This window comes from Thermoleptolyngbya sichuanensis A183 (genome assembly GCF_013177315.1).
In the GTDB taxonomy this organism is placed as follows: Bacteria; Cyanobacteriota; Cyanobacteriia; order Elainellales; family Elainellaceae; genus Thermoleptolyngbya; species Thermoleptolyngbya sichuanensis.
This window is the reverse complement of sequence record NZ_CP053661.1, coordinates 835904-862406: the sequence shown is the minus strand read 5'-3', so window position 1 is coordinate 862406 and position 26503 is coordinate 835904. Positions and strand designations below refer to the sequence as shown.

Here is a 26503-nt window from a genome sequence, read left to right as displayed (position 1 = left end):
CCCACTACTGAATACTGCTCAGCTTAATCCGGGGATCAACCGCCTTCAGCAGCAGGTCGGCCAGCAAATTGCCAATGATCAGCATCGCCGCGCCCATCATCAGGCTAGCCATCACCAGATACAAATCCTGCGCCGTAATCGCCTCCAGCACCAGCCGCCCCAGCCCTGGCCAATTAAAGAAGTTCTCCACAATGAAGGAGCCGCCCAGCAGGCTGGCAAACTCGAAGCCCAGCAGCGTCACCAGCGGGTTTAGGGCATTTCGCAGCGCGTGGACGTAGATGACGCGATTCTCTGGCAGTCCCTTGGCGCGGGCGGTTTGAATATAATCCTGCCGCAGCACGTCCAGCAGCTCGCCCCGCGTGATCCGCTGGAGGCCAGCAAACCCGACTAGGCTCAGCGCCAGCGTCGGGAAAATCATGTGCCAGCCGATATCCAGCACCTTGCCAATTGGGGTCAGATCGGCGTGGTTGATGCTAGTCATGCCGCCCACGGGCACCAGCGGTGAGAGTTGCTGCGCCAAAAACAGCAGCAGCAGCCCCATAATCAGCGCGGGCATCCCCTGACCGATGTAGCTGATCACGCGAAAGATGCGGTCGATTAGCTTGTTCTGGTTGACCGCGCCGATGATGCCCAGGGGAAGGGCGATCGCCCAGGTAATCACCAAAGAGGCGATCGACAGCAGCAGCGTTGCCGGAATTCGCTCCCATAGCAGCGAGGTCACCGGACGCTGAGAATAAATAAAGCTCACGCCAAAGTTGCCGCGCGTGAAAATCTGCCGCAACCAAAGAAAATATTGCTCGATCGGCGATCTGTCTAGCCCAAACTGTTCCCGAAAGGCATTCAGCGTGTCTTCCGAAATCTGCGGATTCTGGCGCAGTGTGTCCAGATAATCCCCTGGCGCAAGCTGAATGATGAAAAAGCTCAGCGCCGAAGCCAGCAGCAGCGTCAGCGCCCCTTGCAGCAGCCGTTTCACCACATAGCCCACAGTTTCACTGGCCAAAAACCGTTGAACCTGAACCAGTCCGTCCAAAAATCGCTGCTGTGCTGAAGCTGTCTCACGAGAAGTCATAGCCGCCCTACCCAATCTGAGCTGAAACCGCCTAGTATTCCACCAGGGTAACAACTGGAACGTCCGGCAGCTTCTTGCGCCCCTCTAGTCCTGTCAGTTCAATAATGAACCCAAACCCCGCCAGTTCACAGCCCGTTTGCTCCACCAGCTTAGCCGTTGCAGCGGCCGTGCCCCCCGTCGCAATCACGTCATCCACAATCAAGATCCGGGCAGGCGGTTCCGCTGCGTCGCGGTGAATCTCCAGCTTGTCAGTGCCATACTCCAGCTCATATTCAACACTGTGAACCGGAGCAGGTAGCTTTCCTGGCTTGCGAACGGGGATAAATCCTGCATCCAGCTTGTAGGCCAGCGGCGCACCAAAGATAAACCCGCGAGACTCCATGCCGATGATGTAATCTACCGACAGATCGGTGCAACGTTCGGCCATGCTGTCAATCGTATAGCGCAGTCCTTCAGGATCGCGCAGCAGGGTTGTAATATCTCGAAACAAGATCCCCGGCTGAGGGAAATCGGGAATGTCGCGAATCAGCGATTTCAAATCCATATTTTCAATCTACAAGGCAAATCTACGTTTCCAATCTACAAAGCAAATCTACAAAGTCTGTGGAGAGCCTCTAGCTCGAAGAACTGGACACGCAGAGATTGTAAACCGTTTGCCCAGCAGTTCAACCAGACGGATAAACGCATGAACCAATTCAGCGCTAGTCTTCCCGAATTCCCGAATAATTTTCAAACCAGCCGCGCTTCCAAAAATAAAACAGCAGCCCTGCCGAAGTCAGCAGCATCACTGCCCAACACAATGGATAGCCCCAATACCAGTTCAGTTCAGGCATATTCCAGGGGGATGCATCGGGGTTGAAGTTCATGCCATAGACTCCGGCAATAAACGTCAGCGGGATGAAGATGGAGGAAATCAGCGTGAGCTGCTTCATCAACTCGTTCATGCGGTTGCCCACAGAGGAGACATAGACATCCATCAGGCTAGAAGCCACCTCCCGGTAGGTTTCTACCATGTCCAGCACCTGCACCGCGTGGTCGTAGCAGTCCCGCAGATACATCCGCGCTTCGTCCTGAAGCAGGTCTTCGCCATCGCGGATGAGGGCGCTGATGGCATCCCGCATTGGCCAGATCGATCGCCGCAGGTTGAGCAGTTCTCGCTTGATGGTGTGGATTTTTTCGAGAGTGGTGCGGACAGGCTTCGCTACCACTTCATCTTCCAGTTCCTCTAGCTCCTCGCCGTAGGTTTCTAGTACCGGAAAGAAGCCGTCCACAATCGAGTCGAGCAAACAGTAGGCCAAATAGTCGGCTCCACGGCTGCGAATTGTGCCTTTGCCCAAGCGAATGCGCTCGCGCACGGGCCCAAAGGAGTCGTATTCGGGTTCTTCTTGCACCGTCAGCAGATAGTTTTTTCCCAGAATAAAGCTTACCTGCTCGGTGAAAAAGCCGCGGCCGCTGTCCTTCAGCGTCACCATGCGGGTGATGAGCAGCAGTTGGTCGCCGTATTCTTCGACTTTTGGGCGCTGGGGCACGTTGACGATATCTTCTAGAACCAGTGGATGCAGGTTAAAAATATTGCCCAAGCGCTTGAGTACGTCTTCGCTGCCGAGGCCTTTGACATCTACCCAGGAAACCGACTCGGCATCCAGGTAGGGAATGGCTTCTTCCGGCTCGTTGATAGGAATCCGAGTTGCACTGTCTTCGCAATAGTCAATCAGGGTAATGACGGGGGGCGGCGCGTCGTCCTCAATGGTGAGCGTTCCTGGCAGGGCACCCGGCTCATGGTAGGAATATTCTAGGTAGGGGTTATCGTCTTCTTCTTCGTCGGTTAACCCGTCTATGAAAAAGGCTTTGGAGAGCGCCTCGGAGGTGAACTGCTCTATTTTGTTATGAACCTGTTTGTTTTGGGCCTGCTTGGCGTTAGAACTGGAGGGTTTAGCTGCCATAGTCTAGTCCTGAGCGTTGAGATCTGGCGGGTATGGCTGAACGCGGGCGGAAACGAGACCCAGACCCAGTACCGCAAAGATTTGGGAGAAGGATGAGTCAAGCATACTCCAGGTCTGCCCTGGTGCCTAATTCAGGGCAGTTCCAGAATCTGTTGGTGCATAGGGGCCGGAGGCGATCGCCCTCGCCAGCCCTCTGCATGAAAACTTAAGCTCTCAGGGACAGACCCATAGCTAAGCTATGGGGTACCTATGAGGTGCGAATCACTTCGTCTTCGGGGTTGACCAGCCGCAGCAGTTTTTGCTTGAGTTGAGAGTCAAACACTTCCCATTTGAGGCGGGTGTAGTCGCTATTTTCGTTGAAACCAGAGAGAAAGCCCATCGGAATCTCGAAGCCACCTGCCATCGATCGCCCGCCGCCAAAGTATCGTCCCTGAGCATCTTGCCCGAAGGCTTCTTTGATGAATTCATCGGGGTCGAGGGTCAGCTTGTTGGTTCGCAGGGAGCCGATGACGATTTCCAAGTCTTCGTCTTCATCGTGGACGATGCCATAGACTACGGCCGTGTGGACGTTTTCTTCTGTAACCAGAAAATCGGCTGCTTGGGGAATGGCATCCCGGTCGTCGTAGCGCAGATAGCCGACCCCGGCGATAGAGAAGTTGTTGCGAATAATGCGGTTGCGGAGCGATCGCTCGATTACATCCATCACCCGCTTTGAGCGAGAGGATTGCAGCACTGCGTTGAGCAGTTGTGCGTCGGCGTAGCGGCTGAGGTAGGCGGCCGCCAGAAAGTCTTCTTCTTGAGCCTGCATCAGCCGATTGGTATCGCAGCGTAGCCCGTGCATCAGCGCCGTGGCACACTTCACATGCTCATTGTTGCTGCTGTCTAGCCGCACCATGCCTGCCTGGATATATTGCGTCAGGATGGTGGCTGTGGCGCGGCTTTGGGGGCGAATGTCGGAAAATTCGGCGTGCAGATCGCCCTGCAAGCTGTGGTGGTCAATGACAACCGCCACGGGAATCTTGAGTTGCTCGATCAGCGACAGCAGCTGGGTGGTCGTGCCTTGGTTATCGACAAACACCGCGCCACCATAGACGGACAGGTCTTTTTCCTTAGCGGCTTGATAGCTCCAGCGCTGCACCGGCAGCCCCGTCAGCCGCACCAAGGCAATGTTTTCCTGGTGGCTGAGGGTGCCTGCGTAGACAATATCGCAGCGAATGTTGAATTGGTCAGCGATTAGCTTGTAGACCCAGGCGCTAGAGAGGGCATCGGGGTCGGGAAAGTCTTGCAGAATGATCAGTTGGCGATCGCCCCGATGCTGTTCCAACAACTGTCGCAAAGCGGCAGTCTTTTGCTCCGTTAGCCGTCGTCCTTGGGGGGTCGAAAGCGTCCAGTCGGCTCGCCGTTGAAAGGGGTCGTCGCCGTCTGCGGGGGGGCGATCGCCCGCACCAAGGGCAACCGAACCAGACCCTATATCCGTCGGCAGTACATCTAGAGAAGGAACTGAATTCAATTGCATAGCGTTGGAAATTGATGTCAAAAACGGATACTAAGTTACGCTTGCACGTTGCGCTTACAGGCTGCTTCTAGGTTGCTTATAGGCTGCTTCTACTGCGTTGCGTTCACGGGTTGCGTTTACGAGTTGCATTCACGGGGTGCAACGATCACTTGCAAAGCTTAAATCCACCGTAGGGGAGGGCAGCATCCCCAGTCAACCGAGTGGGCGATCGCTCATCAATCCTTTTTCTTTTTACAGTCCCCGTTCCACACAGCCCTCTAAACTGTGCGCTCTGCCAAACCCGCTTTGTCTAGCAATTTCAAGGCGTTTTGCGTCCAAGTCGAGGTTCGCTGCATTCCCCTACTGCGATCATGACAAAAAAACAGCGCTTCGCAGTCCACCCAGGGGCCAGTTTCCCGACCCTTCGCCAGACGTAGCCCCAGAACCGAAAACCCTTGTGGAAAGGGAGTTGGGCGATCGCCCAAGCAAAAACCCCCGTGCGATCGCCGCACAGGGGTCATATGCCGATGACATACTTCTGCCACTCTTGATGCACACCGCTTTTTATGTGCTTGGTGACTTCAAAATATAGCCCGCTATGGGGGCGATGGGGTGGACGGCGTAAAATCATGTTGGCTTCTTTGGGCGTGCGGCTTCCTTTTTTAACGTTGCAGCGGACGCAGGCGGTCACAATGTTTTCCCAGGTGTCTTCGCCCCCGCGCGATCGGGGCAAGACGTGATCCAGCGTTAGCTCGTCGCCCGTATAGCCGCAGTATTGGCAGGAATGGCTGTCTCGGTGGAGGATATTGCGGCGAGTCAGCGGAATTTCTTTGTAGGGAACGCGGACGTAGTGGCGCAACCGAATCACCGTCGGCAGGGGAAATTTGTCATACACAAGCTTGCCGTTATGCTCGACTTGCTCCGCCTTTCCCTTAATCAGCAGGATCACTGCCCGTCGCCAACTAGTAATGTTGAGCGGTTCATACGAGGCGTTGAGAACCAGAACCTTGCCCATTGATGGCTGGATTTATAAAAAGGTTTAAAGGATGTTAACACGCATACTAGCATAGTTAGCACTTGACCAGAGAGTGTGTGAGGAGTGGGGTATGTTGAGCTGGGAACACACGCCAAGCCTGATCCCGATGCAGCGGGAGCGGGCCTGGGTGGAGATTGACCTATCGGCGCTGGCCCACAATGTCCAGCAGTTGCAGATGCGGCTGGCAGCAGGGACGGAACTGATGGCGGTGGTAAAGGCGGATGCCTATGGGCATGGGGCCGTGGCGATCGCCCAGTCTGCTTTACAAGCTGGGGCGACTTGGCTGGGCGTGGCGACGATTCCCGAAGGCATTGAGCTACGCGAGGCCGGCATTCAGGCTCCGATTCTGCTGCTGGGCGCGACGAATACAGCAGAGCAGGTGCAGGCGATCGCCCGCTGGCGGCTCCAGCCGACGCTCTGCACCCCCCGGCAAGCGCTGGTTTTTTCGGAAACGGCAGGCAAGCTAACCCTGCGGCAGCCGCTTCCGGTTCATCTGAAGCTGGATACGGGGATGTCTCGGCTGGGTGCGCCCTGGCAAGACGCGGCGGCGTTTGGGCAACTAGTGCAGGGGTTGCCGCACTTGCACATTGCCAGCGCCTATTCTCATCTGGCGACGGCGGATGAACCCGATGAAACCGTGATGCGGCTCCAGCAGCGACGGTTTGAAGCGGCGATCGCCCAAATGCGGCAGGCAGGGGTGAATCCACCGAAGCTGCACCTAGCAAATTCGGCGGCAACGCTGGCAGACTCGGCACTGCACTACGACCGGGTGCGTGTGGGGCTGGCAATGTACGGGCTATACCCTGCGCCCCACCTGGCCCAGGGAATTGACCTGCGCCCAGTGATGCAGATCAAGGCGCGAGTGACCCAGGTCAAGGCGATCGCCCCTGGTACGGGGGTCAGCTACGGCTATCGCTTCATCGCCGACCGAGACATGACCATTGCCACCGTGGCGATCGGCTACGCCGACGGCGTGCCGCGCAACCTGTCGAACCGGATGACGGGGCTGGTGCGGGGGCAGCATGTTCCCCAAATCGGCGCAATCACGATGGATCAAATGATGCTAGATGTCAGCACCATTCCCAACCTGCAAGAGGGCGAAGTGGTGACGCTATTGGGGCAAGACGGACAGGCGCGGATCTCCGCCGACGACTGGGCCGAGACGCTGGGCACGATTTCCTGGGAAATCCTGTGTAGCTTCAAGCATCGCCTGCCCCGGCTGACCATCAACCAACCGCAGCCCGCCCGCAGCGCCCAGCAGCCTACAGCACGCCCTTCGAGCTAGGAATCGCCCCGCCCCGGCGCGGGTCCACTTCCACCGCCATCCGCAGGGCACGGGCAAAAGCTTTGAACGTCGCCTCAATAATATGGTGAGAGTTGATGCCGTCAAGCTGGCGGATGTGCAGCGTGATCTGGGCGTGGTTCACCACGGCGACAAAAAACTCGCGCACCAGTTGGGTGTCGTAGGTGCCGACGCGCTGGGTGGGAATTTGCAGCCCATAGCTGAGGTGCGGCCGACCCGAAAAGTCCAGTGCTACCTGCACCAGCGCCTCATCCAGCGGCGCGACGAAGTGCCCAAAGCGATGAATCCCTTTGCGATCGCCCAGCGCTTTGGCCAGCGCCATGCCCAGCGTAATGCCCACGTCTTCATTCGTGTGGTGGTCGTCGATCTGCACATCGCCCGTCGCCCGCACGTCCAGGTCGATCAGCCCGTGAGAGGCAATCTGATCCAGCATGTGGTCGAGGAACGGCACGCCCGTTTGCGCCACGCAGCGCCCCTGCCCGTCTAGGTTCAGACTCACCTGCACGTCGGTTTCTTTGGTGGTGCGGCTGATGGCGGCAGTGCGATCGCTCGTGACACTGGAGGAATTCGGAGTAACCGTTACGGGTTCGCGGGTCTGCATGGGGAATCCTGTAAGACGAGACATCTGGCCATTATCCCAAATGCTGTGGCGCTGAATAAGCCTTGTCCAACCGTCTGCCTCAAGCCTCGCCCCACCCCTAACCCCCAATCAACGCGGATTCTGCTGCATCAACGCCCGCACCTGCTCGGCGTGATAAGAACTGCGCGTCAGCGGCGAAGACACGACCTGCAAAAAGCCCATCGCCTCGCCCGCCACGCGCCACGCATCGAACTGCTCCGGCGTGACAAATGCCTGCAATGGCAAGTGTTTGGGGCTGGGCTGGAGATATTGCCCGATGGTGAGGATGTCGCAATCCACCGAGCGCAAGTCCTGCATCACTTGGCGCACTTCCTCATCCGTCTCGCCCAGACCCACCATAATGCCCGACTTGGTGTAGACCGAGGGAGCGAGTTTGCGCGATCGCCTTAATAACTCCAGCGTGCGGGCATAATCGCCCTGCGGACGCACCCGCCGATACAGCCGGGGAACCGTTTCCGTATTGTGATTCAGCACTTCAGGACGAGCGTCGAGAATTTGCGCCAGCGCGTCCCAGTTGCCGCAGAGGTCAGGAATCAGCACCTCAATAGTCGTCTGAGGCGATACCCGCCGCACGGCTTCGATGCAGCGCACAAACTGGGCCGCGCCGCCATCGGGCAGGTCATCCCGGTTCACCGAGGTAATCACCACATGGTTCAGCGTCATGCGGCGCACAGCCTCTGCCAGGTTCTCTGGCTCTTGCGGGTCGAGCGCTTTTGGCTTTTTCTCGAAGTCGATATCGCAATAGGGACAGGCGCGGGTGCAGGCGGGGCCCATGATCAGAAACGTCGCTGTGCCCGCATTAAAACACTCGCCAATATTGGGGCAGGAGGCCTCCTCGCAGACCGTGTTTAGCCCCAAATCCCGCAGGATTTCTTTGACTGTTCCGACTCGCTCCCACTGCGGCGCTTTTACCCGCAGCCAGTCTGGTTTCGTTGGCTTGACCGTCACGCGCTGTTGCCCAAATCACACTGTTTGAATTATAAAGGCTAGGCTGATTGCAACGTGTGATAGGCTAGAATATCTGAGGTAGACTTCTAAGTCTTAGATTTCACCACCGGGATGTAGCGCAGCTTGGTAGCGCACCTCGTTCGGGACGAGGGGGCCGAAGGTTCAAATCCTTTCATCCCGATTTTTAGATTGATCCTAAGCATGTTGGCTGGATTAAGCCAAGATAGCGCCCAACTTGTCCCATTTAGGAGTGATGATCGAGCGCGATCGCCCCTTGGCATCAAGCCTCCAACTAAAAAGCGGCACTGGATTTGCAGGCCAGCACCGCCTTTCCAAAAATTTTACGACAACCCTCGGACTCAGCTAGGCTCAGACGGAGAACTGGGTGGAGTGGCGATCGCCCCATCTTCCACCTTTCCCTTTTTCGCCTTAGCGCGTTCCTCTTTTTTCTTGCGGTCTGCCTTCAGGATGTCCTCCAATACAGCCCGCGCTTGGGTCATCTTGTCCAAGTTGCTGCAATAGAGTTCTAGGTCTTTCTGCATTTTGTCGGCAGATAGGTTCAGCGCATCTCCGAGGGACTGGAGCGCTGCCGCTCGGCGAGCCTCGTCCTTCATCATGTCGCTGTCCATGTGCTCCAGCAGGGTATACAGCCCAATGGCAAACAGGCGGCTGTACTTAAAGTTTGGATTGCTCGCCACGCCGCGCAGCACGCCGACCAACCCATCCGTCGGTTCCGTTGATTCTCGCACCTTGGACACCACATCCTCTGGTGAGAGATGCGCCGCCTCTGCCAACAATCGTTCTGCATCCTGCCGATAGGCTTGGGGATCGCCGCCAACCGCCTGACACAGAGCGTTAAAAATCGACTCCTGATCTTTTTCAGGACGATACCCCTGCATAAAGCGATCGTAGGTCGTCACCACGCCCAAGGCATATACCGGGTCATAGCGAAAGTTAGCGTTGACCAGGAGCAAATGCGTTTCTACCATCAACTCCTCCACTACGCGCCGATAGATCGAGTTAATCGGGCGCGTGTGGAGGCTGTAGAAGGCACGCTTAGTATCTGAAACAGTGCGAACGTCGCTCACGGGAAGTCTTAAATTATTGTGATCCCATTATCCCACATCACGGAGGAATGGGGCGCGATGGGACATGAGGCGGCGGAATTCTTGGGGCGATCGCCCAGTTCCTGGCCGCGTTTCCCGGCTCATCAGCCCGTGGCCACACTCCGGGGCACGCCTTCTAGCGCCTCTTCCTCGGTCTCAAAAATTTCAAATACTGAATCCATCATTGTCACCTCAAACACCAGCTTGGCTTCGGGGTGGACATTGCAAATGCGGAAGCTGCCCTTTACTTTGTCGGCATCGCGCATCCCAGCCACCAACGACGTGAGGCCAGAACTGTCGATAAAGTTCACCTGCGACAAATTCACGACAATGTGGGGGCTGAGTCGGGAAATCGACTCTTGCAGCTTCAGGCGAAACTGCCAGGCCGTTGTGATATCCAAGCGTCCGGTGGGCATCAGGACGATGACCGTTTTCCCGTCTGGAGTGGTGTGTGTCCGCTGCTCCATAGTGTTGCTTCAGTCTCCCCTTTGTCCGAAAGGTTTGTAAAAGTTTCTACCAGTGTTCCCAAGAAGCGCCCCCCGCCAAACAATCTACGAGAAAACTCGACTCGGCCAGGAAACGCCACCAGGTTAACAATAGCCGACAGCGGATTTAGATTTCAGCAGAGTTTATTGCGCTGGAGCGGGAGGCTGGGTTGATTTTGGATTTTCGACCTTGGATTACTAAGGAGATAACCCAGATTAAAAAACAGATCCTGAACCCTGCGCGGGCGGCGCAGGATCTTTGAGTTTTATGTTTATTAATGTCCACCTACTCAGTCAAGCATCTGCGAAGCTTGCAGCAATTCCTTAAATCCCTCCCTTGCCTACCCTGACATTTCCCCCTTACTCCATTACTCCGTTATTTCGGTTGCTTGATAGCTATCTATTGGCTTCCAGCCCCAAGCGGGTACGTAGTAACTTGCAACGATCGCCAGCATGAGCCACCAGAGCGTGCTGACCTGGGGGCGATACCATACTGTGTCTACGAGTCCGTGGAAGAGCATTCCGACCACGGTGGCGATCGCCCCCATTAGCCAGAATCCATCCGGGTTTGCGGCGGCGCGGAGGCGCTGGAGTTGCGTCCAGGCTTGGTGAAACGTGACCAACAGGAGCCAGAGAAACACGGTTAACCCAATGACTCCCGTTTCCACCAAAATTTCCAGCAGGATAGAGTAGGCGCTGAGCGCCGAAAAGCCCGCCCGCTGATAGCGTGGATAGACCTGGTTAAAGGCATCGTTGCCGGGGCCAATGCCCAAAATGGGGCGATCGCGAATCATGTCTTGCACCGCAGCCCACACATTGAGCCGGAAATTGTTGCTGCTGTCTTGCCGCCCCATGAACATACTCAGGACGCGATCGCGCAGTGGGGCAACCGCCGCCACAGCCAGCACGACGAACGCCGCCGACACTCCCAACACCAACGGGATAGCCCAGCGTCGCCAAAACTGCGGCAAATAGCGGCTAAACCAGTGCGCCAGCAGCAGCACCAGCGCAAACCCTGCCATCACAAAGCCAATCCAGCCGCCCCGGCTAAAGGTCAGCACTAGGCAGGCAGCATTCAGTCCCGTCATCAGCAGCGCCAGCACCTTGGGGAGCCAGCGCCGCCACGCAAACACCGCCGCCGCGCTCAGCATTACCGCTGGCAAAATGTAGGCCGCCAGCAGGTTGGGGTTGCCCAAGTAGCTATAGACGCGGGTCGTTTTTGCCAGGGTGGACCCCGCATCCACCCAGGTGGCCAGGGCAGGAGCGCCAAAGAACCACTGTCGGATACCCTCGACGCTCACTGCCAGCGCCGTGAGCAAATACACTGCGATGACTCCAGCCCGAATGCGGGGCGATCGCAGCACTCGCGCCAGCAGCGCAAACAGCAGCATATACAGCGTCAGCTTGATCAGCCCTGAAATGGCCGCTGTCCGCACGGGCGAAAGCGCCGTCGCCGCCACCGACACCAGCCAATACAGCAGCACCAGCAGATGAATCGGCGTTAAACCCAGTCCTTTATCATCCGACAGCGTGAGCAGCAGCCAGTAGCCGCCACAGGCAATCAGCAGCACGCCAATCAGCGCCGTAGACACAAACGGAGCCAACCCAAACACAATCGCCGCCAGCACTGCCCCGATTGGGTCTGCCCACTGCATGAGCCAGCTTCCTCTACGCCAGCCCCGCAGCGCCCCGACCCAACTGTGCAGCAGGCTAGAGCGAATCCAAGTCGGCAGGGGCGTGGTCGTCAGCGTGAGTTGGTTCCAAACGTTCATGGGAAGTGGGGGCGGAGTTATTTAAGGAACGGACGATTCTGCAAACTCTACAGCATTTCTTGCAGGGCGAGATCGCGCTGTCCTGCAAAGACGAAAGTTTCCCAGCTTTCTGCGAACCTCAACAGTTTCAAAAGCTTCAAAAATGCTGCATCAGGTCTATGGTGCCACCTGAGGAAAAGTTTTGATCGCAAGAAATTTTTCTCGCTTGGGCCCACCAAAACGAGCGCACAAGCTGAATCCTGCACGCTCGACAAGCTGTAAGATACTGAGCCGCTAGTTCATTGCAGAACGAGACAAGCTGCGACGAGTCTGGTTAATGCTAGGGCCGACCCTGCTAGGGCCGACCCTCGGGCTGGCGCAAAACGCCGTCCTAGTGCTGCGTCAACGTTATAAATCAGGGTTTGTAGTGAGCGCTCTAGCGCTAAAGCGCCGACTACGAACTAAGGATCAACCCTAAAATCAGGCTTTGACAAAGCACTAGTCGTCCAGATCTAGCACGTCGTCGTCATCATCATCCAGGTCGTAGCTGTTGTCTTCGCCCGCCATCAGCTCGTTAATTTCTTCTTCGTCGTCTGAGAAGTCGAAGTCGCCGCTTTCGCGAGCCAGCAGCCGCCCTGTTCCTTCCAGCCAGTCCAAAATAGACGCATCGCGCTGGAGGGGAATCACTTCGGCCGGTTGGTTGCGGGGAATTTCACGCAGAGCAGGGTTACGCATTGTCCTTTTCAAATCTCTATATACTCTTTAGTGTAATCCGTCACGGATGAGACGGATGGAACTTGGCTAAAACGATGAGTTCTGGATAGCTTAGGCGATCGCCCTCGTCCCTTTCTCCATCAGCCTTTCAGCATCAAAGCGTTTACTCAGCAGGCGCACCCATGACCCTCGGCAAAGCGGAACTCTTGCAGGCGATCGCTGGAAAAAATCGGGGCTTGTTGGCCTCCGAAGCCGACAACCTGGCGATCCTGGCGGCAGTGGCTCGACTGGAAGAATTTAACCCCACGCCGCGACCGCTCGAAGCCGCAGAAAAGCTCGACGGCAACTGGCGCTTGCTTTACACTACCAGCACTGAACTGTTGGGCATTGGGCGCTTCCCCGTCCTAACGCTGGGGCAAATTTATCAGTGCATCCGCGTCAAGACGCAGCAGGTGTTTAACATTGCCGAAGTCACCAGTCTGCCGCTGCTGGAGGGCTTGGTCAGTGTTGCGGCGCGGTTTGAGCCTGTGAGCGATCGCCGCGTGGATGTGGGCTTTGAGCGGGGCATCTTTGGGCTACAGCGGCTAATCGGCTATCGCAACCCCAGCCAGTTCATTCAGGACATCCAGAGCGGCAAACGCTTCGCCGCCGCCGATTTTCGGATAGACCCCGGCAATCGCAAAGGCTGGTTGGACATTACCTACCTAGACGACGACCTGCGGATTGGGCGGGGCAACGAGGGCAGTGTGTTTGTGCTGACCCGAGTTTAGAGGTTTGTCAGGTTAGCGGGTCGCCAGGGATTGGAGGGAGGCACTATGGGGCGATCGCCCGTCATGCGGATTTCTCAGGGACAGCTTAACCTGCTTGATCTGTGTCCACGCCAGTTTCAGCACGTCTATCTCGATCAGCTTGCCGCGCCACCCAACCCCGACCAGCAGGAAAACCTCGACTGGGGTAGCCAGTTTCACCTGCTGATGCAGCAGCGAGAGTTGGGGCTGCCCATCGCCGCGCTGACTCCGGCCGATCCGGACTTGCAGCGGTGCGTGTGGGAATTTGTGGAAGCTGCGCCAGACGTGTTTGCGCCCAATTCCGACCAGCAGCGTCAGAGCGAACACCGCCGCAGCCTGCTGTTTCAGGGCTATCTGCTGACGGTGGTGTATGACCTGCTAGTGCAGCAGCCGGACAAGGCTGAAATCCTAGACTGGAAGACCTACGGCAAACCCAAGCAGCCGCAATGGCTGGCACAACACTGGCAAACGCGGCTCTATCCCTTTGTGCTGGCGGAAACGAGCGACTATGAGCCAGAGCAAATCACGATGACCTACTGGTTTGTGCGGGCAACGCCACCGGGCGCATCGACCCCACAGCCGCAGCGGTTGGCGTTTCCCTATAGTCAGGCGGCCCATGAGCAAACTCGTCAAGACCTGAGCGAACGACTGCAACGCCTGTCCCTCTGGCTAGAGCGCTACGACCAAGGCGAGCCATTCCCCCGCCAGCAGGATTTGCGAAACGACTGCGCCCTCTGTGGGCCGGGCATCCGCTGTTGGGGCGATTCCCAATCCACCGCCAGCCCGTCGCTGCCGCTGCCAGACCTAAGCGCGATCGCCGAAATCCCCCTGGATTCGTGAGTAGGCGTGCCACGCTGCGGATCGTTCGTCAAGGTTCGGATACAAAAGTTTGTAAATCCTGGGCAATGTTGCTACAGTGCAGGTATAGAAGGGGTCGGGGGTTAGGAATTAGGGTTTTGGGGGGAATCCGCATGACAGCGGGTTTGTCGCCTGACTCCGGTTCCTCTTGGTTCTTCCTGATGACTGCCTTTCTGTTCCTCCTGCTCACCTCACACACCTGCACTGCGCCATGCGACTTTTTGGACTGATTCCCACACCGCCGCCGCTCCGTCCGAAGTCCAACGTGTATGACCTAAAGGCCCGACTGGACTGGGGCGAACCCGCGCTGACGATTATCGACGTGCGCGATCGCCCAGAGTTCAACGCTGCCCATATCGAGGGCGCAGTCTCGATGCCAACGGCTGAGCTAGTGGACACGGCGCTGATTTATCTGGAGTTGGAGCGCGATCTCTACGTCTATGGCTATACAGACGAGGAAACGGCGATCGCCGCTGCCCAACTCCGCACCGCTGGGTTCCTCAACGTGTCGGAACTGCGCGGCGGGATGCCAGCATGGAAGGCGGTTGGTTTTCCGGTAGAAACCGCTAGGGCGATCGCAGCGTAGCAAAATCTGTCATTACGCCGTAGATTCCCCAAATCGCCATTGCCCGCAGATAGTGGCTGGCGCGAAACGTGCCCACTGCCGTAATCGCCTCTGGCGTGCGAAACTGCAAGCCGTTGCTGTAGATCTGACACACCACGGCTTCCGCCAGCCGCAGGGCTTCATCTGGCAACCCCATCTGCCACAGAAACGCCGCCAGCCCAAAGTTGATGCCCGTCCACACCTCTAGCGGGTGCGTATCCTTCGGGTTCGCGGGCGATCCATCCGGCCGCAACCCGTTGGCCGCGCCAAACTGACCACCGTGAAACTGGAGGAAGCACGCTTCATACACCGTCTTCAGCGCCGACCGGGCACAGTCCTCCGGCACTACATCCGGCAGCCCCAGCAGCCGCGCATAAAACTGCCCACACAACTGATCTGCCATTACCACGTCCGAACCGCTGCCGCTGTCGAGCCGATAGTATTGCCCGTTCCACAGCGTCGGGTGGAAGATGGCGCGAGATTGGGTGAGCCATTCTTGCCATCGGGTTTCGGGGGAATCTGTGGGAGGGGGGGCGTTTGGGTTGGAGTGCTGACCTCTGGACTTTGCAAGGGCGATCGCCCCTTCCAGCGCCGCAATCCACAGCCCGCCGCAGTAGGCGCTGATGCCCTGCAAGCGCCAATCGTCGAAGGTCTGGTCGGGTGCGCCGGAGTTTTCGGGAATGCCGTCGTGGTCTAGGTCGAAGGTTTTCAGGTAGGCGAGGGTGGACACGACGGCGGGCCAGCAGTCTTCAAGAAACTGCGTATCGGTGCTGCCCGTCAGCACAAAATCTCGATAAACTTGGAGGACAAAATCGGCTCCCAGGTCTTTCCAGAGGTTGCAATCCTGATAGCTGGTGTAGTTGGTCTTTTCCCAGGGGTGTTCGTTGGGTGCGCCAAGGTCGTGGGGCGTGGCTCCGGCCAGCTTGCGGGGAACCAGCGGACTTTCCGTTCCCTGAGTGGCGTAGTAGCCGATTTTGCGAAGCGTGGGGTCTGCGGCCGGAATAGCGCGGGCAAAGGCTCGCAGCACGGCCTTATCCAGTTCTGGAAACAGCATCAGCAGCGCAAAGGAGCCGTATAGCCGCACGTCCAGGCTCTCGTACCAGCGGTAGTCCAGGCATTCCACCACGGCAAACTGACCGACCGGATCGCGCTCCGTCGCCGCACTCCACAGCGTTGCCCCGTCCGTCAGGGCGTAGAGTTCGTTAAACAGGGCCATCTTGAACCAGTCGGGCAGGTCGCCCCGGTCGAGAATCGGCTGCTGCCACTGCTGAATCTGCGCTTGCCAGGTGCGATACTGCGCCAGCGCAGTGCGGGCGATCGCCCAGGCGTTTTGCCCTGTTGCGCCAAAAAAGTCGGTGTAGCGTCGCAGGTAAGTTACGCCTTCGGCAAACTCCGTCACTGGAAAATCCCACGCCAGCGCCATCGGCATCTCCCGCGTTTCGCCCGGAGCCAGGGTAACCCGGAGGGCGATCGCCGCCGCAATTCTTTCTCCTGCTATGGCGGGGGTTTCGTCGCACACATTGGGCAGCGAGCCATCTTTTGAAAAAGTCGCCCACAGGTCGCCGCCGTCACCCGTCGGATTCCAACGGGTGTGATAGAAGACTTCCGTCTGGGAGGTCTGGTCAGCAATATCACTCCGCAACAGCGCGATCGCCCACTGCCCATCCCCCTCGGCGGGTGGTGCTTCCAGCCTTCGCCCCAGCACGCAGCCTGCGGCATCTCCCTCGATGCGCCACTGGTTAAAGTTCCCCTCGCTTTCGCCAATGCGGGGCTGATATTCGTAAACCGGGCTGCCATCATCCCGCACCTTCACATCCGGCGACTTCAGCGTGTTGGTAAACCAGCCCGTCATGTTTTCCCAACTCAGCATCAGGCTCAGCGTGATCGGCGCGTCTGTTGGGTTGTGCGCCGTCCACACAAACACCGCCACCGGATAGCTCGGTTCCTGGTAGTTGTGGGCCCAGATTGGCGAAAACTGTTCGCAGACCAAATTTGCCTGAAGCCCGCCATCGTAGGCAAACCAACTGCGCGGATATAGCGCGTGATACGTGCCAGGATTTTCGGGCAGCGGCGCGACGAACGGAGGGCATAGCCCGCGCTCATCTGCTTCCTTTACGAGCGCATAGGCCCGGGTGCCCTGGGCCGACTGCTCGAACACGCTGAACTGGCAGGCGGGCATGGATTGAAACCAGTGTTCGCCGCCGTCGATATGCCACAGGTTAAAGTCGCCTCGGTGCGATCGCCCAATGCAACCCGCCCCAAAGCCCCCCAACGGCATCCCGTGCCACGGGCCGTCGTCTAGGTTGCTGGCATAGCGGACGGTGTAGGGCTTGTCCCAGCCTTGCCCAATGGGGCGCGTCCAGGCAGCAGCAGGGATGTTGGGGGAACCGGGGAAATTTTTCATTTCCCGATTCTACACCTGCGGTCGGGACGATCGGGGTCAGGGCGATCGGGGGCAGGGCGATCGGGGTCAGGGCGATCGCCCTGATTCTGCAAGTCCCTGCACCTTTGGGCGATCGCTCCGACTTCGCTATCCTGCAAGCAGCATCGCGCATCTTCCAGTCCTACCATGAGCAAACGTGCCCTCATCTTTGTGAATCGCAATGCCCGCAGCGGGAAGAAGCGCCTGGCTCAAGCGGTTGACATCTTGGATGAACTAGAGTTTGAGTTGGTGCTGGTGCCCTCCAAACGATCGGGCGAACTCGCAGATCTGATCCGCAAGCACCGAGATGAGCTGGACTTGGTGATTATCGGCGGCGGCGATGGCACCCTTAATCGAGTGGTTGATGTGTTAGTGGAGACTCAGTTGCCGCTGGGAATTTTGCCCCTGGGTACGGCCAATGACCTGGCGCGTACCCTTGGACTACCGCAAAGTATCCCAGATGCCTGTCGCGCGATCGCCCAGGGCAAGCGTCGCTCTATCGATCTGGGTTGGGTCAATGGCAAGTATTTCTTCAATGTGGCCAGCCTTGGCCTCAGCGTCAAAATTACCCGTCGCCTCTCCCAGGGCATGAAGCAGCGCTGGGGCCTATTGGCCTATGCCATTTCCGCTGTTCAAGCCCTCACCCAACTGCACCCCTTCCGAGCCGAGATCCGGGTAGATGGGGAGACAATCGCCGTCAAAACGCTCCAAATCGCAGTCGGCAATGGTCGCTACTATGGCGGAGGGATGGCGATCGCTGAGGATGCGGCGATCGATGATCAGCGGCTCGACCTCTACAGCCTAGAGGTGAAGCACCTGTGGCAGTTCATTCCCCTGCTCTGGAAGATGCGCCGGGGCCAGCAGGCCAGCCTTCCCTGGGTGCGCGGTCTGCATGGTCAGGAAATTGAAATTTACACCCGCGAACCCCACGCGATTAACACCGATGGCGAGATCACCACGGCAACCCCCGCCACCTTTCGTGTCATCCCCCAAGCACTCACCGTTCTGGTGGCAGATTAGGGCCTGCTTCAAGCGTGAGAGGCAGATTAACTGACAAATCCCTTCTGATTGCGATCAAGCCTTTGCAAGAGTAGTGCCCAGATTCGCAATGAATTCACCACCAGCATCCTAATCTCCCTGCCGCAGCCCCAACGAGTTTGAGTACACTGAGATCATCGCAGTCAAAGGGTAGACTGGCGGGTCAGAGTCGCCCTGCAAAGGAGCCTTAGCCAATGGTGAATACCTTACCCGCACCGCAAAATCTGGTCACCGATGCGTGGGTCAAAGCGAGTTGGGAGACCTTTCTGGCACTGGGCGATCGCCCTGAACTAGAACAAGCCCGGTTCTACTACGACACTGACTCGATGAGGATTGAGACGATGCCGATTGGATCTGGGCATAGCCAGGATAATACGATTCTTGCCCAAACGGTCAGTCTCTACGGCACGGTCAAAAATATTCGCCTCAAAGGCTTTACCAACGGCAGTTTTCGCAAACCAGGCGTGCGCGAGTGTCAGCCTGACCTGGCATATTACATTGGTGCCGCGTTCCGCATTCCACCCAAGTCTTCTCAGCCCATTGATGTAAACGAGTTTGGTGCGCCGCAGTTGGTCATCGAAGTTGCCTCTACAATCCTCAGCGATGACCTTGGACGCAAGCGCCTGCTCTACGAGCGGTTGGGGGTGCAGGAATACTGGGTGGTGGATGTGGAGCAGGGTGAGGTGATTGCCTTTGCGGTGGCGGATGGGGGCAGTCGGCAAATCCGCGAGTCGGAGGTGCTGCCAGGACTGGCGATCGCCCTTGTGGAAGAAGCCCTCAAGCGCAGCCAGACGCAGGAAGACGGTGAGATTAGCCGCTGGTTGCTCCAGATGTTTCATAGCCAACCGCAAAATGCAGGACAAGAGCGTGAAGGACAAGACTGATGGCTGACGTACAAGAGGGGCGGATGGGGTGGGGGCAACTAAACTACACCCGGAGGCAAGGTTAACCATGACGACACCACCCACGACCCCAATCAGCGGCTTGAGTCTGCCCTGTTGCCGGGGCTAGACTTGACGGTGGCAGAGATTCTGCGGGCAGGCAACTCAACGTGAAGCAAGTCTGGTCAAGTATCGCCCGTTTCTTTGTGGATAATATTGTGTAAACTCCCTACCTAACCTGGGAACCCTAAAATCAACCGATTTTCTGACTCACCAGTATGGCGCTCGCTAGAATTCAAATCGCAGCAGATAAGGACGAGTTCGTTAGATCACTTCACGCCAAAGAAGGAGATGAAGGCGTGTTCCTCACCTACGGGGATATCTTATCTTTCGCAGCCGCGCTAGGATTTCATTACAAAAAACGAGTTCCCTTTGAGAGCTAATTTGTAAAGGAGCCTGAAAGCCTTGTTAATCAAGGATTTCCGAGAAACCGCTTTTCCTGGGCAAACATGACCTCAAAGCCACACATGCCAAGAGTTTCAGGCTTCTTAAGATTTGCTTCATAAATTAGCTCTGAAAAAGCATCTCGGAAAGATCCTGATCCTGTCCTTCAGGAGCAGATTAGAGATAAATCGATAATCGGACTACTTGCTTTTGCCGAAACCCAAAACGCTCGAATCTTATCTCAGGATGAAGAAAGTGATCAACAAAAAGCTAGAATTTTTTAGGAATATGCAAATGGTGGACTTGAGATTCTTCAAGAGCAACTTCGTGGCAGTTTAAGTTACGGAGAGCAGATACTCTTATTTTTAGAATCCTTGAGAGAAACCAAAGATTCAAATTTTGAAGAATTTGATTTAACAAAGTTTTTATAGAAACGAGAATTATAAATTTATTGGGATCTAAATAGTCCTTTGAAGATTGAAGCACTTGACTATTATGCTAAGAAGTTTCAGCGATTGAGGGTCGATCGCGCTCATGGAGTTGCACCACACAAACCCATTTTGCTCCTGTCAGTGATCGAGCACATCCAGCGTAGAATTATTACAAAAAATCAGATCTACTTAGAGTCTAAACTAATTCAAACATTTCTAAAGTATTGGAGCTATCTAGGATCACTGAATCATCGCCCAGATATTTCTCGACCATTCTTTCACATGAGAAGTGGTAAGTTCTGGCATTTTTGGGCAAACTCTAGTTATGAACACCTCATTTCATCAGGTGTGAAGCTTAAGACCTTTGCCGAAGTGAACCGCGCAATCAGGTATGCCTATCTTGACGAGGATCTATTTGAATTTTTATGTCAACCAGATATCAGAGGTAGCCTAACCGCAGTTTTGATCTCTCGATGGTTTCCAGGTCAGTACGCACTGATTGAAGAGATTTCACAAACAGACCGATTCAGAGAACCTCCTGCTTACCTTCCCGAAGACTTTTCAGAGTTCTACAGACCTCAATGAGTAAGCCATTCAGCGATTACGTCCAAAAAATTGCCAAGCTCCGGAGAGATAAGGATGCTCCACACAAGCCAATCCTATTAATCGCTGTACTTGAGTTGATTGATCGTGGACAAATTCAGCACAATCAGATCTATTGGCAGAAGTGTTGAACGCAATGTTAGCAGGGCAAGTTCATAGCTGAATCCAGTACAAAAGATCTATAATTCTGCCTGTAATGACCTACTTATTGCTTCCATTCTCAATAATCCGCCTCTTGAGAGTGCTTTTTGTAAAGTTTTACCATCAAGATTCAACACTTCTGATCTATTGGGTGCATCCCAGTCTTACAAGACTCAGGATGAGAATTGACCATTGAGATAAGCGCAGCGATGGCGAAGGACTTGTGGAACGTTGTCTTCCTTCCACTGAGCGCCTGAAATTTTCACCCGCCTACCAATTTGCTTGATAGTCGACTCCACGGCACCCGAGCCAATTGAAATCCCCTCAGCTTGGTAGTAGCTGTAGTTAACGATACGGAGCCGATGCTTAGCCAGATAGCCGATAAACTGGTCTACCCGCTCATGGGACCAGTCGTCGAATAGCCTAACCGCCCCATCCACATCCCCTTGCCACAAGCAGGCTTCGACGGCATCAAGACGCTGTTGAGACCCACCCACGTTACCCAAATTCTCCATCAGGTGGTACCAGTCCAAGATCTCAAGGCGCTCGCTGCGATGCCCGATCTGTGAAAACAGGTTCCAGATGCCGTCGTGACCATCCCCAAGACAAACGAGGGGATGCGCTAAGGGCTGCTGGTTGAGCCAGTTGACCAAGCTGTCGTTGTCTTTGTAGAAGGCGCTAATGCTGCACTGATGCAGGTTTACCCCCTTGTAATCGCGCCACTGGCAGGGCTGCCCCTGAGGAGTCCGCAGACGGACTTTGCCCCCGTCTAAGCTCATTTCCTTAACCCCGCTGTCCACCGCTGGTGGCTCTAGGTCTTGACGATGCACCAGCCGTTGCTGGGTACTCCCTGACACGCACACCCCGGTGAGCACAGCGATATCGTCGGCAGCTCGCGCATAGGCTTCGTTGGCACTCAGCAGCAAGCAGCACGTCTCAACCTGAGGACTCCACTGGGTGCGGGCCTTGACCTTAAGCCGCTGGCTCTGGCGCTGACTCAGACTTAAGCGTCCGACGATACTCTGGATGTGCCGCTTTCGCCCAGAGCTTGTGCCGCTGCTTGTGCAGATAAAAAATTTCCGATCTCAGGCCCCACATACTCCAGTAGGTGGTCACGAACGGCGACTTCGATCCCGGCCAATGTTTTGACTTGTTCAGGGTCTGTCTCGTCGTAAAGCAACTCCGCTAACGCCAGTGCATGGGCTTTGATTTGGGCTTCCTTGGTGGCATCCATCGCTTCAACTATCCTTAGAGCAACTGCTCTGAGCCTACGGCGTCTGCCCTTAATCTGCACTAAGCACTTCTACTCATTGCATAACTGGGATGCACCCGATCTATTTGTCTCCAGAGTTGGTAGCAGCATTTCTTAAATATTGGGGAAGCTTGGTAAAGAATCCCAAATATCACTCCGATATTTCTCTCCCTTTCTTTCATCTAAAGGGAGACGAATTCTGGCGTCTAATGGCGAATCCTGGATTTGAAGCAACTATTGCTAGAAAGGTAAAAATTAAAGGTTTGACTGCTCTGAGAGATGTTGTCAAATATGCTTATTTAGACGAAGAATTATTTGAATATCTTCAGGAACCAGCCAATCGGCTAAGATTGAGTGAGGTATTGATTCAGACTTACTTTCCAAATGAGGCTCAGCAGTTTGAGGGCATTCAAGAAAAGGACGAGTTAGAAGATATTCAGCTTCGACTCCTTGAAAAGGGCGGTGAGATTTATGATGTTTCAGAATTAAAAGATCAAGATAGAGTTTTTGTTAGGGATGCTGCTTTTCGGCGAATTGTGGTTCGTCTTTATCAACATCAATGTGCCTTATGTCGATTGAAAATCGTCGGCTCTAACAATCAGACGATTGTAGATGGGGCGCACATCAAACCGTTTGCCGAGTTTCGAGATGACAGGTTTGATAATGGTCTATCGCTTTGCAAAAACCACCATTGGGCCTTCGATCGCGGCTGGTTTAGCATTGATGATAATTATCGGGTGATTGTTTGCTCAGACCGATTTGAAGAAGAATCACCCCCAGGATTGCGATCGCTCAAAGACTTCCATCAAGAGCTAATCTTACTTCCGGAGCAACATCAGCCCAGAGTCGAAGCGCTTCAATGGCATCGCTCCTTTTGGAAAGTCTCCTAATCGACCTCATCCATCAAATACAGCTTCGCAAACGCTTTTGCTGCTTCTGGATTGAGTGTTTTCAGTGCCCGCACAATTTCAATTACGGTTTCTGCGGTTGGATCGCGCTTCTCATTGACCCATCGGTAAATGTTGTTGCGCTCCACATTCATTTCAACCGACAGGCTGTATTGGCTAATGTTGTAAGTTTCTAGCACCTGCTTGAGTGCTTGTCCAGCTTTTCCCATGCGCCCATACTGTCAGAGAACAGTAACGCATCAAACAACCTAATGGTTGATTGTCATCCAAAAGGTCGTTTATGATTGCTAAAACGTCCTAATGGTTGACATTATGAGCTTTAGTTTGGACTAACTGGCATCACAATAATGCTCAACAGGATGCCATAAAGAATCTGCTCAACCGTTCATAACAGTTGAACTTAAGGAATTGGATACAATCCTGCTCGCAGTTAAGCTGCTGTTGCAACCGGACTGTTCAGGGATTGTTCGGATGTCTTGCGTTTCGAGGCTCGTTTTTTGACCATCGGATAGCAGGGACGAGGAGTTGGCTTGTGCCCCTTGCCTCGTCCTGGCGATTTACCACGAGGTTTAGGCGCAGGAGCAGGGGTGCCAATCGCTGCCAAAATGCCTGCAAACGCTTGTGCGACCCGACCCGGAGTCAACGTTTCTTGCGGTGCCTGCCAGGGCAAGGGGTGGTCAGTACCTTTAGTTTGGACTAATGGTGAAGAGGAAGGCAGTCAATGAGAAGCACCGACTGCCGTAAGGTCAATGAAGTACAACCAACATTGACCCCATGATTTTCAACGAACTTCAGCAATTTCGCCAAACGTTGTATGCCAGCTTGGGAAACGCCAGAGATGCCCTGTTTGATCTGATGGATGCCGTGTTAGTGAGTGCGTGCATCGTGTCGTTTGTGAGGCTATCGCAGAGTCCTGTCTTTCGTCGCCAGTGGTCGAGCACCTATGAAGCGTTGCGCGATAGCCGCCTACCCCGATCAAAGGTGCTGAAGCTGTTGGTGCAGCAGATACCGACTCAGCAGCAACCGTTGTTGGCAGGTGATGCGAGTCGGTGGAACCGTCCTGCTGCCAGGCGTTTGAAAGACCGCACCTTATCAGGCAGAACAGGACATGCCCCGATAGCCGGACAAAACTACAGTACCTTAGCCTGGATTGCTGAAGACAGGGGCAGTTGGGCATTACCATTGCGGCATGAGCGCATCACCAGCTTTGAAACACCCGCCAGTAAAGCGGCATTCCAACTCAAACAAGTGACTCGGCAGTTAGCGGTGCGTCCGTTGGCGATCTACGACCGAGGGTACGGCAATGCCAGTTTTGTCAACCAAACGGCAGGGATTGAGGCAGACTTGCTGCTGCGGGTTACATCCAATCGATGTGTCTATGGCGCGCCCCCAGCGTATCGAGGGCGAGGCGCACCTGCCAAGCATGGACATAAGATGAAACTCAATGACCCTGACACTTGGAGTGTCCCGGTCGAAACCGTTGAAGTCGATGATCCCAACTGGGGACGAGTGCGGGTCAGTCGTTGGAGTGCATACCATTTCCGCAAATCCCCCAAACGGGCAATGGAAGTGTTGCGCGTGGAGGTGCTGGAGACACAGAGCAGCACGCGACGCTTGGCTCCTTTGTGGTTAGTTTGGCTGGGTGAGCAGATGCCTCCGTTAGAAACCCTGTGGTTGCACTACCTCCGTCGCTTTGCCATTGAACACTGGTATCGCTTTGCCAAGCAGAGGCTATATTGGACACATCCCCAGTTCAGTTCTGTATCGGCAACCGAACAGTGGAGCAGCCTGATGCCGTTGCTCAGTTGGCAGTTGTGGTTAGCGCGAAAGGACTGTACTGACTTCACCTGCGTCTACGATAAACACTTTCCATTCCCATCCAGGCTGGTACCACTGCCGTTGGCTGGGCAAGCGAAACTTGCCGCACTTGATCAAGATGTCTTCCACTTTCCTGATGATGCGGTTGACACCGCAGAATCGCTTAAACTCTCCAGCAGACAGGCTTTGCAAGGCTTGATAAGGCATGGCATTTCCTCCTTGGATTTAGCTCTGCCATGCGCCTACCCATCTTTGCAAGCTTTTATCCCTAACTGGCACATTCCCTCCCATTCATGCAGGAGGTCTAAGGTAAAGCCTTACCGCTCCGGCAAGGGAGCGATAAGATCAAGATGTCGAAATGTTAAGCATCTGGATTCTATAGGGACAGTTGCCATGTATCTCACCTGGCTAGACAATAACTCTTGGCTCATCGACCTAGACGAGGTGCGGATTTTGCTCGATCCGTGGCTGGTGGGGCCGCTGACGGTGGGCAACCAGGAGTGGCTATTGAAGGTGACGCATCGCACGCCGCCCGCCATCCCCGATAGGGTGGATCTGATCCTGCTGTCGCAGGGGCTAGAGGATCATGCCCATGTGGAGACGCTGAAGGCGCTGGACAAGGCGATTCCGGTGGTGTGTTCGCCAAATGCGGTCAGCCTTGTGACGGGGCTGGGCTATGGCTCGGTGACGGCGCTGGCGCACGGCGAAACGTATACCCACGAAACGTATACCCACAAGGGCGTTTCGATTCAAGCGTTTCCGGGGTCACCCATTGGCCCGTTTTTGACGGAAAATGCCTATGTGCTGACGGGGCAAACCGAGGGGACACGGCTCTACTACGAGCCACACGGCTTTCATGCGCCCGCGCTGGCAGACCTCGCGCCAGTAGATGTCGCGATCGCCCCGCTGATGACGGTGAAACTGCCGCTGGTGGGCGCGATTATCCAAGGTCAGGAGAGCGCGGTGGATTTGGCGCGATCGCTCTGTCTGCGATACCTGCTGCCGACGGGGGCGGGCCAGGCGGTGGACTATGCTGGGCTGCTGCCGTCGCTGCTGAAGGGGGAGGGTGGCCCGGCGGAGTGTCGAGCGCTGTTGGCGCAGGCGGGCTTGGCGACGGAAGTACTGGAACCCAAACCGGGCGATTGCCTTTCGATTGCCCCAGCCTCCTCTCCGGAAACTCCCTCCGTGGCGGCGTAGGATTGCTGTTCGCGCTGTTCTCAAGAGACAGAGTTTTTTTGACCCCTGCTACCTCCTCAATGGCTTCAGAAACACTGTATAATGATTGCTTATGCCAATTAATGACTTGAGAAAACCGCTATGAGCCGCACTTGTGAACTCACGGGCAAGAAGGCCAACAATGGCTACGCCGTTTCCCACTCGCACCGCCGCACGAAAAAGCTGCAACAGGTGAACCTGCAAGAAAAGCGAGTTTGGTGGCCGCAGGGCAAGCGGTTTGTGACGCTGCGCCTGTCTACCAAGGCGATCAAGACCCTCGAAAAGAAGGGGATTGACGCAATGGCTAAAGCTGCGGGCATTGACCTGAACAAGATGTAATGAAGCTGATGAGCATGAAACTGTGAGAATGAAGCGGTCAGCTTGAAACGCTGGGCGGCTTCCTAGCAGTTTTAGAGCCTCACGCCCCTTCGTGACTTCAGGGTTTCAATCAAAGTTTCAAAATTAAACCCAGGCGTGAGATACTGCTCTTGCGCCTGAATTTGTGTTGTCAGGGCGATCGCACGACACCTTGTTGAGCGACCGGCTGTTGGGGACTGGCTGTTGGGCGACTGGCTGTTGGGCGATTAGCCGTGGGCAATTGGCTTGTGGG

At 55.6% G+C, this 26503-nt stretch carries 26 protein-coding genes, 1 tRNA gene and 1 pseudogene; 11 read left to right on the top strand and 17 right to left on the bottom strand.

The window, feature by feature from the left end; genetic code table 11:
• Nucleotides 1-4 precede the first annotated feature (4 nt).
• The 6 genes from HPC62_RS03775 to HPC62_RS03750 form a co-directional block, all read right to left on the bottom strand.
• Entirely contained in the window at nt 5-1069 is a 1065-nt protein-coding gene (locus HPC62_RS03775) for an ABC transporter permease (protein WP_172353814.1), read from the bottom strand.
• Between the two features lie 31 nt (nt 1070-1100).
• The gene (locus HPC62_RS03770) at nt 1101-1613 is read right to left on the bottom strand and encodes an adenine phosphoribosyltransferase (RefSeq protein WP_172353813.1); all 513 of its coding nucleotides are present in this window, start codon (nt 1611-1613) and stop codon (nt 1101-1103) included.
• 157 nt (nt 1614-1770) lie between these two features.
• On the bottom strand, nt 1771-3012 hold the full coding sequence (corA, locus tag HPC62_RS03765) for a magnesium/cobalt transporter CorA (protein WP_172353812.1): 1242 nt from the start codon (nt 3010-3012) through the stop codon (nt 1771-1773).
• Between the two features lie 247 nt (nt 3013-3259).
• On the bottom strand, nt 3260-4528 hold the full coding sequence (locus HPC62_RS03760; RefSeq protein ID WP_172353811.1) for a DHH family phosphoesterase: 1269 nt from the start codon (nt 4526-4528) through the stop codon (nt 3260-3262).
• 257 nt (nt 4529-4785) lie between these two features.
• Entirely contained in the window at nt 4786-5028 is a 243-nt protein-coding gene (locus tag HPC62_RS03755) for a hypothetical protein (RefSeq protein ID WP_172353810.1), read from the bottom strand.
• Nucleotides 5025-5522 carry an HNH endonuclease gene (locus tag HPC62_RS03750; RefSeq protein WP_172353809.1) on the bottom strand — a complete coding sequence of 166 codons (498 nt, stop codon included), beginning with the start codon at nt 5520-5522 and terminating at the stop codon, nt 5025-5027. The genes HPC62_RS03755 and HPC62_RS03750 overlap by 4 nt, the downstream gene beginning before the upstream one ends.
• A 91-nt stretch (nt 5523-5613) precedes the next feature.
• Here HPC62_RS03750 and alr point away from each other — a divergent pair, with 91 nt between their 5' ends.
• Entirely contained in the window at nt 5614-6828 is a 1215-nt protein-coding gene (gene alr, locus HPC62_RS03745; protein ID WP_172353808.1) for an alanine racemase, read from the top strand.
• Here the strand turns inward: alr and hisB are convergent.
• Both hisB and lipA read right to left on the bottom strand, forming a co-directional pair.
• Nucleotides 6806-7447, bottom strand: a complete 642-nt coding sequence (gene hisB, locus HPC62_RS03740) for an imidazoleglycerol-phosphate dehydratase HisB (protein ID WP_172353807.1) — start codon at nt 7445-7447, stop codon at nt 6806-6808. The two genes, alr and hisB, sit on opposite strands and share 23 nt — an antisense overlap.
• A gap of 108 nt (nt 7448-7555) precedes the next feature.
• Nucleotides 7556-8434 (bottom strand): lipoyl synthase, encoded by an 879-nt coding sequence (gene lipA, locus HPC62_RS03735; RefSeq protein WP_172353806.1) that lies wholly within the window; start codon nt 8432-8434, stop codon nt 7556-7558.
• Nucleotides 8435-8541: 107 nt separating this feature from the next.
• On the opposite strand from lipA, the gene HPC62_RS03730 reads away from it, so the two are divergent.
• Nucleotides 8542-8615, top strand: a tRNA-Pro gene (locus HPC62_RS03730).
• 178 nt (nt 8616-8793) lie between these two features.
• Here the strand turns inward: HPC62_RS03730 and psb29 are convergent.
• From psb29 to HPC62_RS03710, 4 genes are all read right to left on the bottom strand, one after another.
• Entirely contained in the window at nt 8794-9522 is a 729-nt protein-coding gene (gene psb29, locus HPC62_RS03725; RefSeq protein ID WP_172353805.1) for a photosystem II biogenesis protein Psp29, read from the bottom strand.
• 122 nt (nt 9523-9644) lie between these two features.
• Nucleotides 9645-10007 (bottom strand): STAS domain-containing protein, encoded by a 363-nt coding sequence (locus HPC62_RS03720; RefSeq protein ID WP_172353804.1) that lies wholly within the window; start codon nt 10005-10007, stop codon nt 9645-9647.
• A gap of 386 nt (nt 10008-10393) precedes the next feature.
• Nucleotides 10394-11797 (bottom strand): IctB family putative bicarbonate transporter, encoded by a 1404-nt coding sequence (locus HPC62_RS03715; protein ID WP_172353803.1) that lies wholly within the window; start codon nt 11795-11797, stop codon nt 10394-10396.
• 477 nt (nt 11798-12274) lie between these two features.
• Nucleotides 12275-12511 carry a DUF3134 domain-containing protein gene (locus HPC62_RS03710; protein WP_068509204.1) on the bottom strand — a complete coding sequence of 79 codons (237 nt, stop codon included), beginning with the start codon at nt 12509-12511 and terminating at the stop codon, nt 12275-12277.
• 161 nt (nt 12512-12672) lie between these two features.
• Between HPC62_RS03710 and HPC62_RS03705 the strand changes: the two genes are divergently transcribed.
• The 3 genes from HPC62_RS03705 to HPC62_RS03695 all read left to right on the top strand — a co-directional run bounded on the left by HPC62_RS03705 (nt 12673) and on the right by HPC62_RS03695 (nt 14722).
• Nucleotides 12673-13260 carry a PAP/fibrillin family protein gene (locus HPC62_RS03705; protein WP_172353802.1) on the top strand — a complete coding sequence of 196 codons (588 nt, stop codon included), beginning with the start codon at nt 12673-12675 and terminating at the stop codon, nt 13258-13260.
• A 45-nt stretch (nt 13261-13305) separates the two neighbouring features.
• Complete coding sequence (locus HPC62_RS03700; protein WP_172353801.1) at nt 13306-14118, top strand: PD-(D/E)XK nuclease family protein; 813 nt, start codon at nt 13306-13308, stop codon at nt 14116-14118.
• A gap of 229 nt (nt 14119-14347) precedes the next feature.
• Entirely contained in the window at nt 14348-14722 is a 375-nt protein-coding gene (locus HPC62_RS03695) for a rhodanese-like domain-containing protein (protein WP_172353800.1), read from the top strand.
• Here the strand turns inward: HPC62_RS03695 and HPC62_RS03690 are convergent.
• On the bottom strand, nt 14703-17144 hold the full coding sequence (locus HPC62_RS03690; protein ID WP_172353799.1) for a GH116 family glycosyl hydrolase: 2442 nt from the start codon (nt 17142-17144) through the stop codon (nt 14703-14705). The two genes, HPC62_RS03695 and HPC62_RS03690, sit on opposite strands and share 20 nt — an antisense overlap.
• Complete coding sequence (locus tag HPC62_RS03685; protein WP_172353798.1) at nt 17141-17311, bottom strand: hypothetical protein; 171 nt, start codon at nt 17309-17311, stop codon at nt 17141-17143. The genes HPC62_RS03690 and HPC62_RS03685 overlap by 4 nt, the downstream gene beginning before the upstream one ends.
• Here HPC62_RS03685 and HPC62_RS03680 point away from each other — a divergent pair.
• The 3 genes from HPC62_RS03680 to HPC62_RS03670 all read left to right on the top strand — a co-directional run bounded on the left by HPC62_RS03680 (nt 17310) and on the right by HPC62_RS03670 (nt 20541).
• Entirely contained in the window at nt 17310-18182 is an 873-nt protein-coding gene (locus HPC62_RS03680) for a lipid kinase (RefSeq protein WP_172353797.1), read from the top strand. The genes HPC62_RS03685 and HPC62_RS03680 overlap by 2 nt on opposite strands.
• A gap of 212 nt (nt 18183-18394) precedes the next feature.
• Nucleotides 18395-19084: a Uma2 family endonuclease gene (locus HPC62_RS03675; protein WP_172353796.1), complete on the top strand. Its 690-nt coding sequence runs from the start codon at nt 18395-18397 to the stop codon at nt 19082-19084.
• A 911-nt stretch (nt 19085-19995) separates the two neighbouring features.
• On the top strand, nt 19996-20541 hold the full coding sequence (locus HPC62_RS03670) for a hypothetical protein (protein ID WP_172353795.1): 546 nt from the start codon (nt 19996-19998) through the stop codon (nt 20539-20541).
• A gap of 332 nt (nt 20542-20873) precedes the next feature.
• On the opposite strand, the gene HPC62_RS03665 is transcribed toward HPC62_RS03670, so the two are convergent.
• A protein-coding gene (locus tag HPC62_RS03665; protein WP_172353248.1) for an ISKra4 family transposase occupies nt 20874-21934 on the bottom strand; the annotation gives its coding sequence in 2 pieces (ribosomal slippage) (nt 20874-21778 and nt 21778-21934; 1062 coding nt in all).
• Nucleotides 21935-22023: 89 nt separating this feature from the next.
• Between HPC62_RS03665 and HPC62_RS03660 the strand changes: the two genes are divergently transcribed.
• A complete protein-coding gene (locus HPC62_RS03660; protein ID WP_172353794.1) occupies nt 22024-22842 on the top strand; it encodes an HNH endonuclease in 819 nt (272 codons plus the stop codon).
• Here the strand turns inward: HPC62_RS03660 and HPC62_RS03655 are convergent.
• Together HPC62_RS03655 and HPC62_RS03650 are read right to left on the bottom strand one after the other, a co-directional pair.
• The gene (locus HPC62_RS03655) at nt 22839-23069 is read right to left on the bottom strand and encodes a helix-turn-helix domain-containing protein (RefSeq protein WP_058882655.1); all 231 of its coding nucleotides are present in this window, start codon (nt 23067-23069) and stop codon (nt 22839-22841) included. The genes HPC62_RS03660 and HPC62_RS03655 overlap by 4 nt on opposite strands.
• A 221-nt stretch (nt 23070-23290) precedes the next feature.
• A pseudogene (locus tag HPC62_RS03650) lies at nt 23291-23539 on the bottom strand (NF041680 family putative transposase); the annotation flags it as partial.
• 95 nt (nt 23540-23634) lie between these two features.
• On the opposite strand from HPC62_RS03650, the gene HPC62_RS23650 reads away from it, so the two are divergent.
• Together HPC62_RS23650 and rpmB are read left to right on the top strand one after the other, a co-directional pair.
• Nucleotides 23635-25875, top strand: a complete 2241-nt coding sequence (locus HPC62_RS23650) for an MBL fold metallo-hydrolase (protein ID WP_228721698.1) — start codon at nt 23635-23637, stop codon at nt 25873-25875.
• 120 nt (nt 25876-25995) lie between these two features.
• Nucleotides 25996-26232, top strand: a complete 237-nt coding sequence (gene rpmB / locus HPC62_RS03640) for a 50S ribosomal protein L28 (RefSeq protein ID WP_068508289.1) — start codon at nt 25996-25998, stop codon at nt 26230-26232.
• Nucleotides 26233-26503: the final 271 nt, after the last annotated feature.

Excerpts from the sequence above, each read along its gene's own strand:
- HPC62_RS03775 (WP_172353814.1), bottom strand. The coding sequence starts at position 1,069 with ATGACTTCTCGTGAGACAGCTTCAGCACAGCAGCGATTTTTGGACGGA.
- HPC62_RS03770 (WP_172353813.1), bottom strand. The coding sequence starts at position 1,613 with ATGGATTTGAAATCGCTGATTCGCGACATTCCCGATTTCCCTCAGCCG.
- corA (WP_172353812.1), bottom strand. The coding sequence starts at position 3,012 with ATGGCAGCTAAACCCTCCAGTTCTAACGCCAAGCAGGCCCAAAACAAA.
- HPC62_RS03760 (WP_172353811.1), bottom strand. The coding sequence starts at position 4,528 with ATGCAATTGAATTCAGTTCCTTCTCTAGATGTACTGCCGACGGATATA.
- HPC62_RS03755 (WP_172353810.1), bottom strand. The coding sequence starts at position 5,028 with ATGACCCCTGTGCGGCGATCGCACGGGGGTTTTTGCTTGGGCGATCGC.
- HPC62_RS03750 (WP_172353809.1), bottom strand. The coding sequence starts at position 5,522 with ATGGGCAAGGTTCTGGTTCTCAACGCCTCGTATGAACCGCTCAACATT.
- alr (WP_172353808.1), top strand. The coding sequence starts at position 5,614 with ATGTTGAGCTGGGAACACACGCCAAGCCTGATCCCGATGCAGCGGGAG.
- hisB (WP_172353807.1), bottom strand. The coding sequence starts at position 7,447 with ATGCAGACCCGCGAACCCGTAACGGTTACTCCGAATTCCTCCAGTGTC.
- HPC62_RS03720 (WP_172353804.1), bottom strand. The coding sequence starts at position 10,007 with ATGGAGCAGCGGACACACACCACTCCAGACGGGAAAACGGTCATCGTC.
- HPC62_RS03715 (WP_172353803.1), bottom strand. The coding sequence starts at position 11,797 with ATGAACGTTTGGAACCAACTCACGCTGACGACCACGCCCCTGCCGACT.
- HPC62_RS03710 (WP_068509204.1), bottom strand. The coding sequence starts at position 12,511 with ATGCGTAACCCTGCTCTGCGTGAAATTCCCCGCAACCAACCGGCCGAA.
- HPC62_RS03705 (WP_172353802.1), top strand. The coding sequence starts at position 12,673 with ATGACCCTCGGCAAAGCGGAACTCTTGCAGGCGATCGCTGGAAAAAAT.
- HPC62_RS03700 (WP_172353801.1), top strand. The coding sequence starts at position 13,306 with ATGGGGCGATCGCCCGTCATGCGGATTTCTCAGGGACAGCTTAACCTG.
- HPC62_RS03695 (WP_172353800.1), top strand. The coding sequence starts at position 14,348 with ATGCGACTTTTTGGACTGATTCCCACACCGCCGCCGCTCCGTCCGAAG.
- HPC62_RS03690 (WP_172353799.1), bottom strand. The coding sequence starts at position 17,144 with ATGAAAAATTTCCCCGGTTCCCCCAACATCCCTGCTGCTGCCTGGACG.
- HPC62_RS03680 (WP_172353797.1), top strand. The coding sequence starts at position 17,310 with ATGAGCAAACGTGCCCTCATCTTTGTGAATCGCAATGCCCGCAGCGGG.
- HPC62_RS03685 (WP_172353798.1), bottom strand. The coding sequence starts at position 17,311 with ATGGTAGGACTGGAAGATGCGCGATGCTGCTTGCAGGATAGCGAAGTC.
- HPC62_RS03675 (WP_172353796.1), top strand. The coding sequence starts at position 18,395 with ATGGTGAATACCTTACCCGCACCGCAAAATCTGGTCACCGATGCGTGG.
- HPC62_RS03660 (WP_172353794.1), top strand. The coding sequence starts at position 22,024 with ATGCACCCGATCTATTTGTCTCCAGAGTTGGTAGCAGCATTTCTTAAA.
- HPC62_RS03655 (WP_058882655.1), bottom strand. The coding sequence starts at position 23,069 with ATGGGAAAAGCTGGACAAGCACTCAAGCAGGTGCTAGAAACTTACAAC.
- HPC62_RS23650 (WP_228721698.1), top strand. The coding sequence starts at position 23,635 with ATGATTTTCAACGAACTTCAGCAATTTCGCCAAACGTTGTATGCCAGC.
- rpmB (WP_068508289.1), top strand. The coding sequence starts at position 25,996 with ATGAGCCGCACTTGTGAACTCACGGGCAAGAAGGCCAACAATGGCTAC.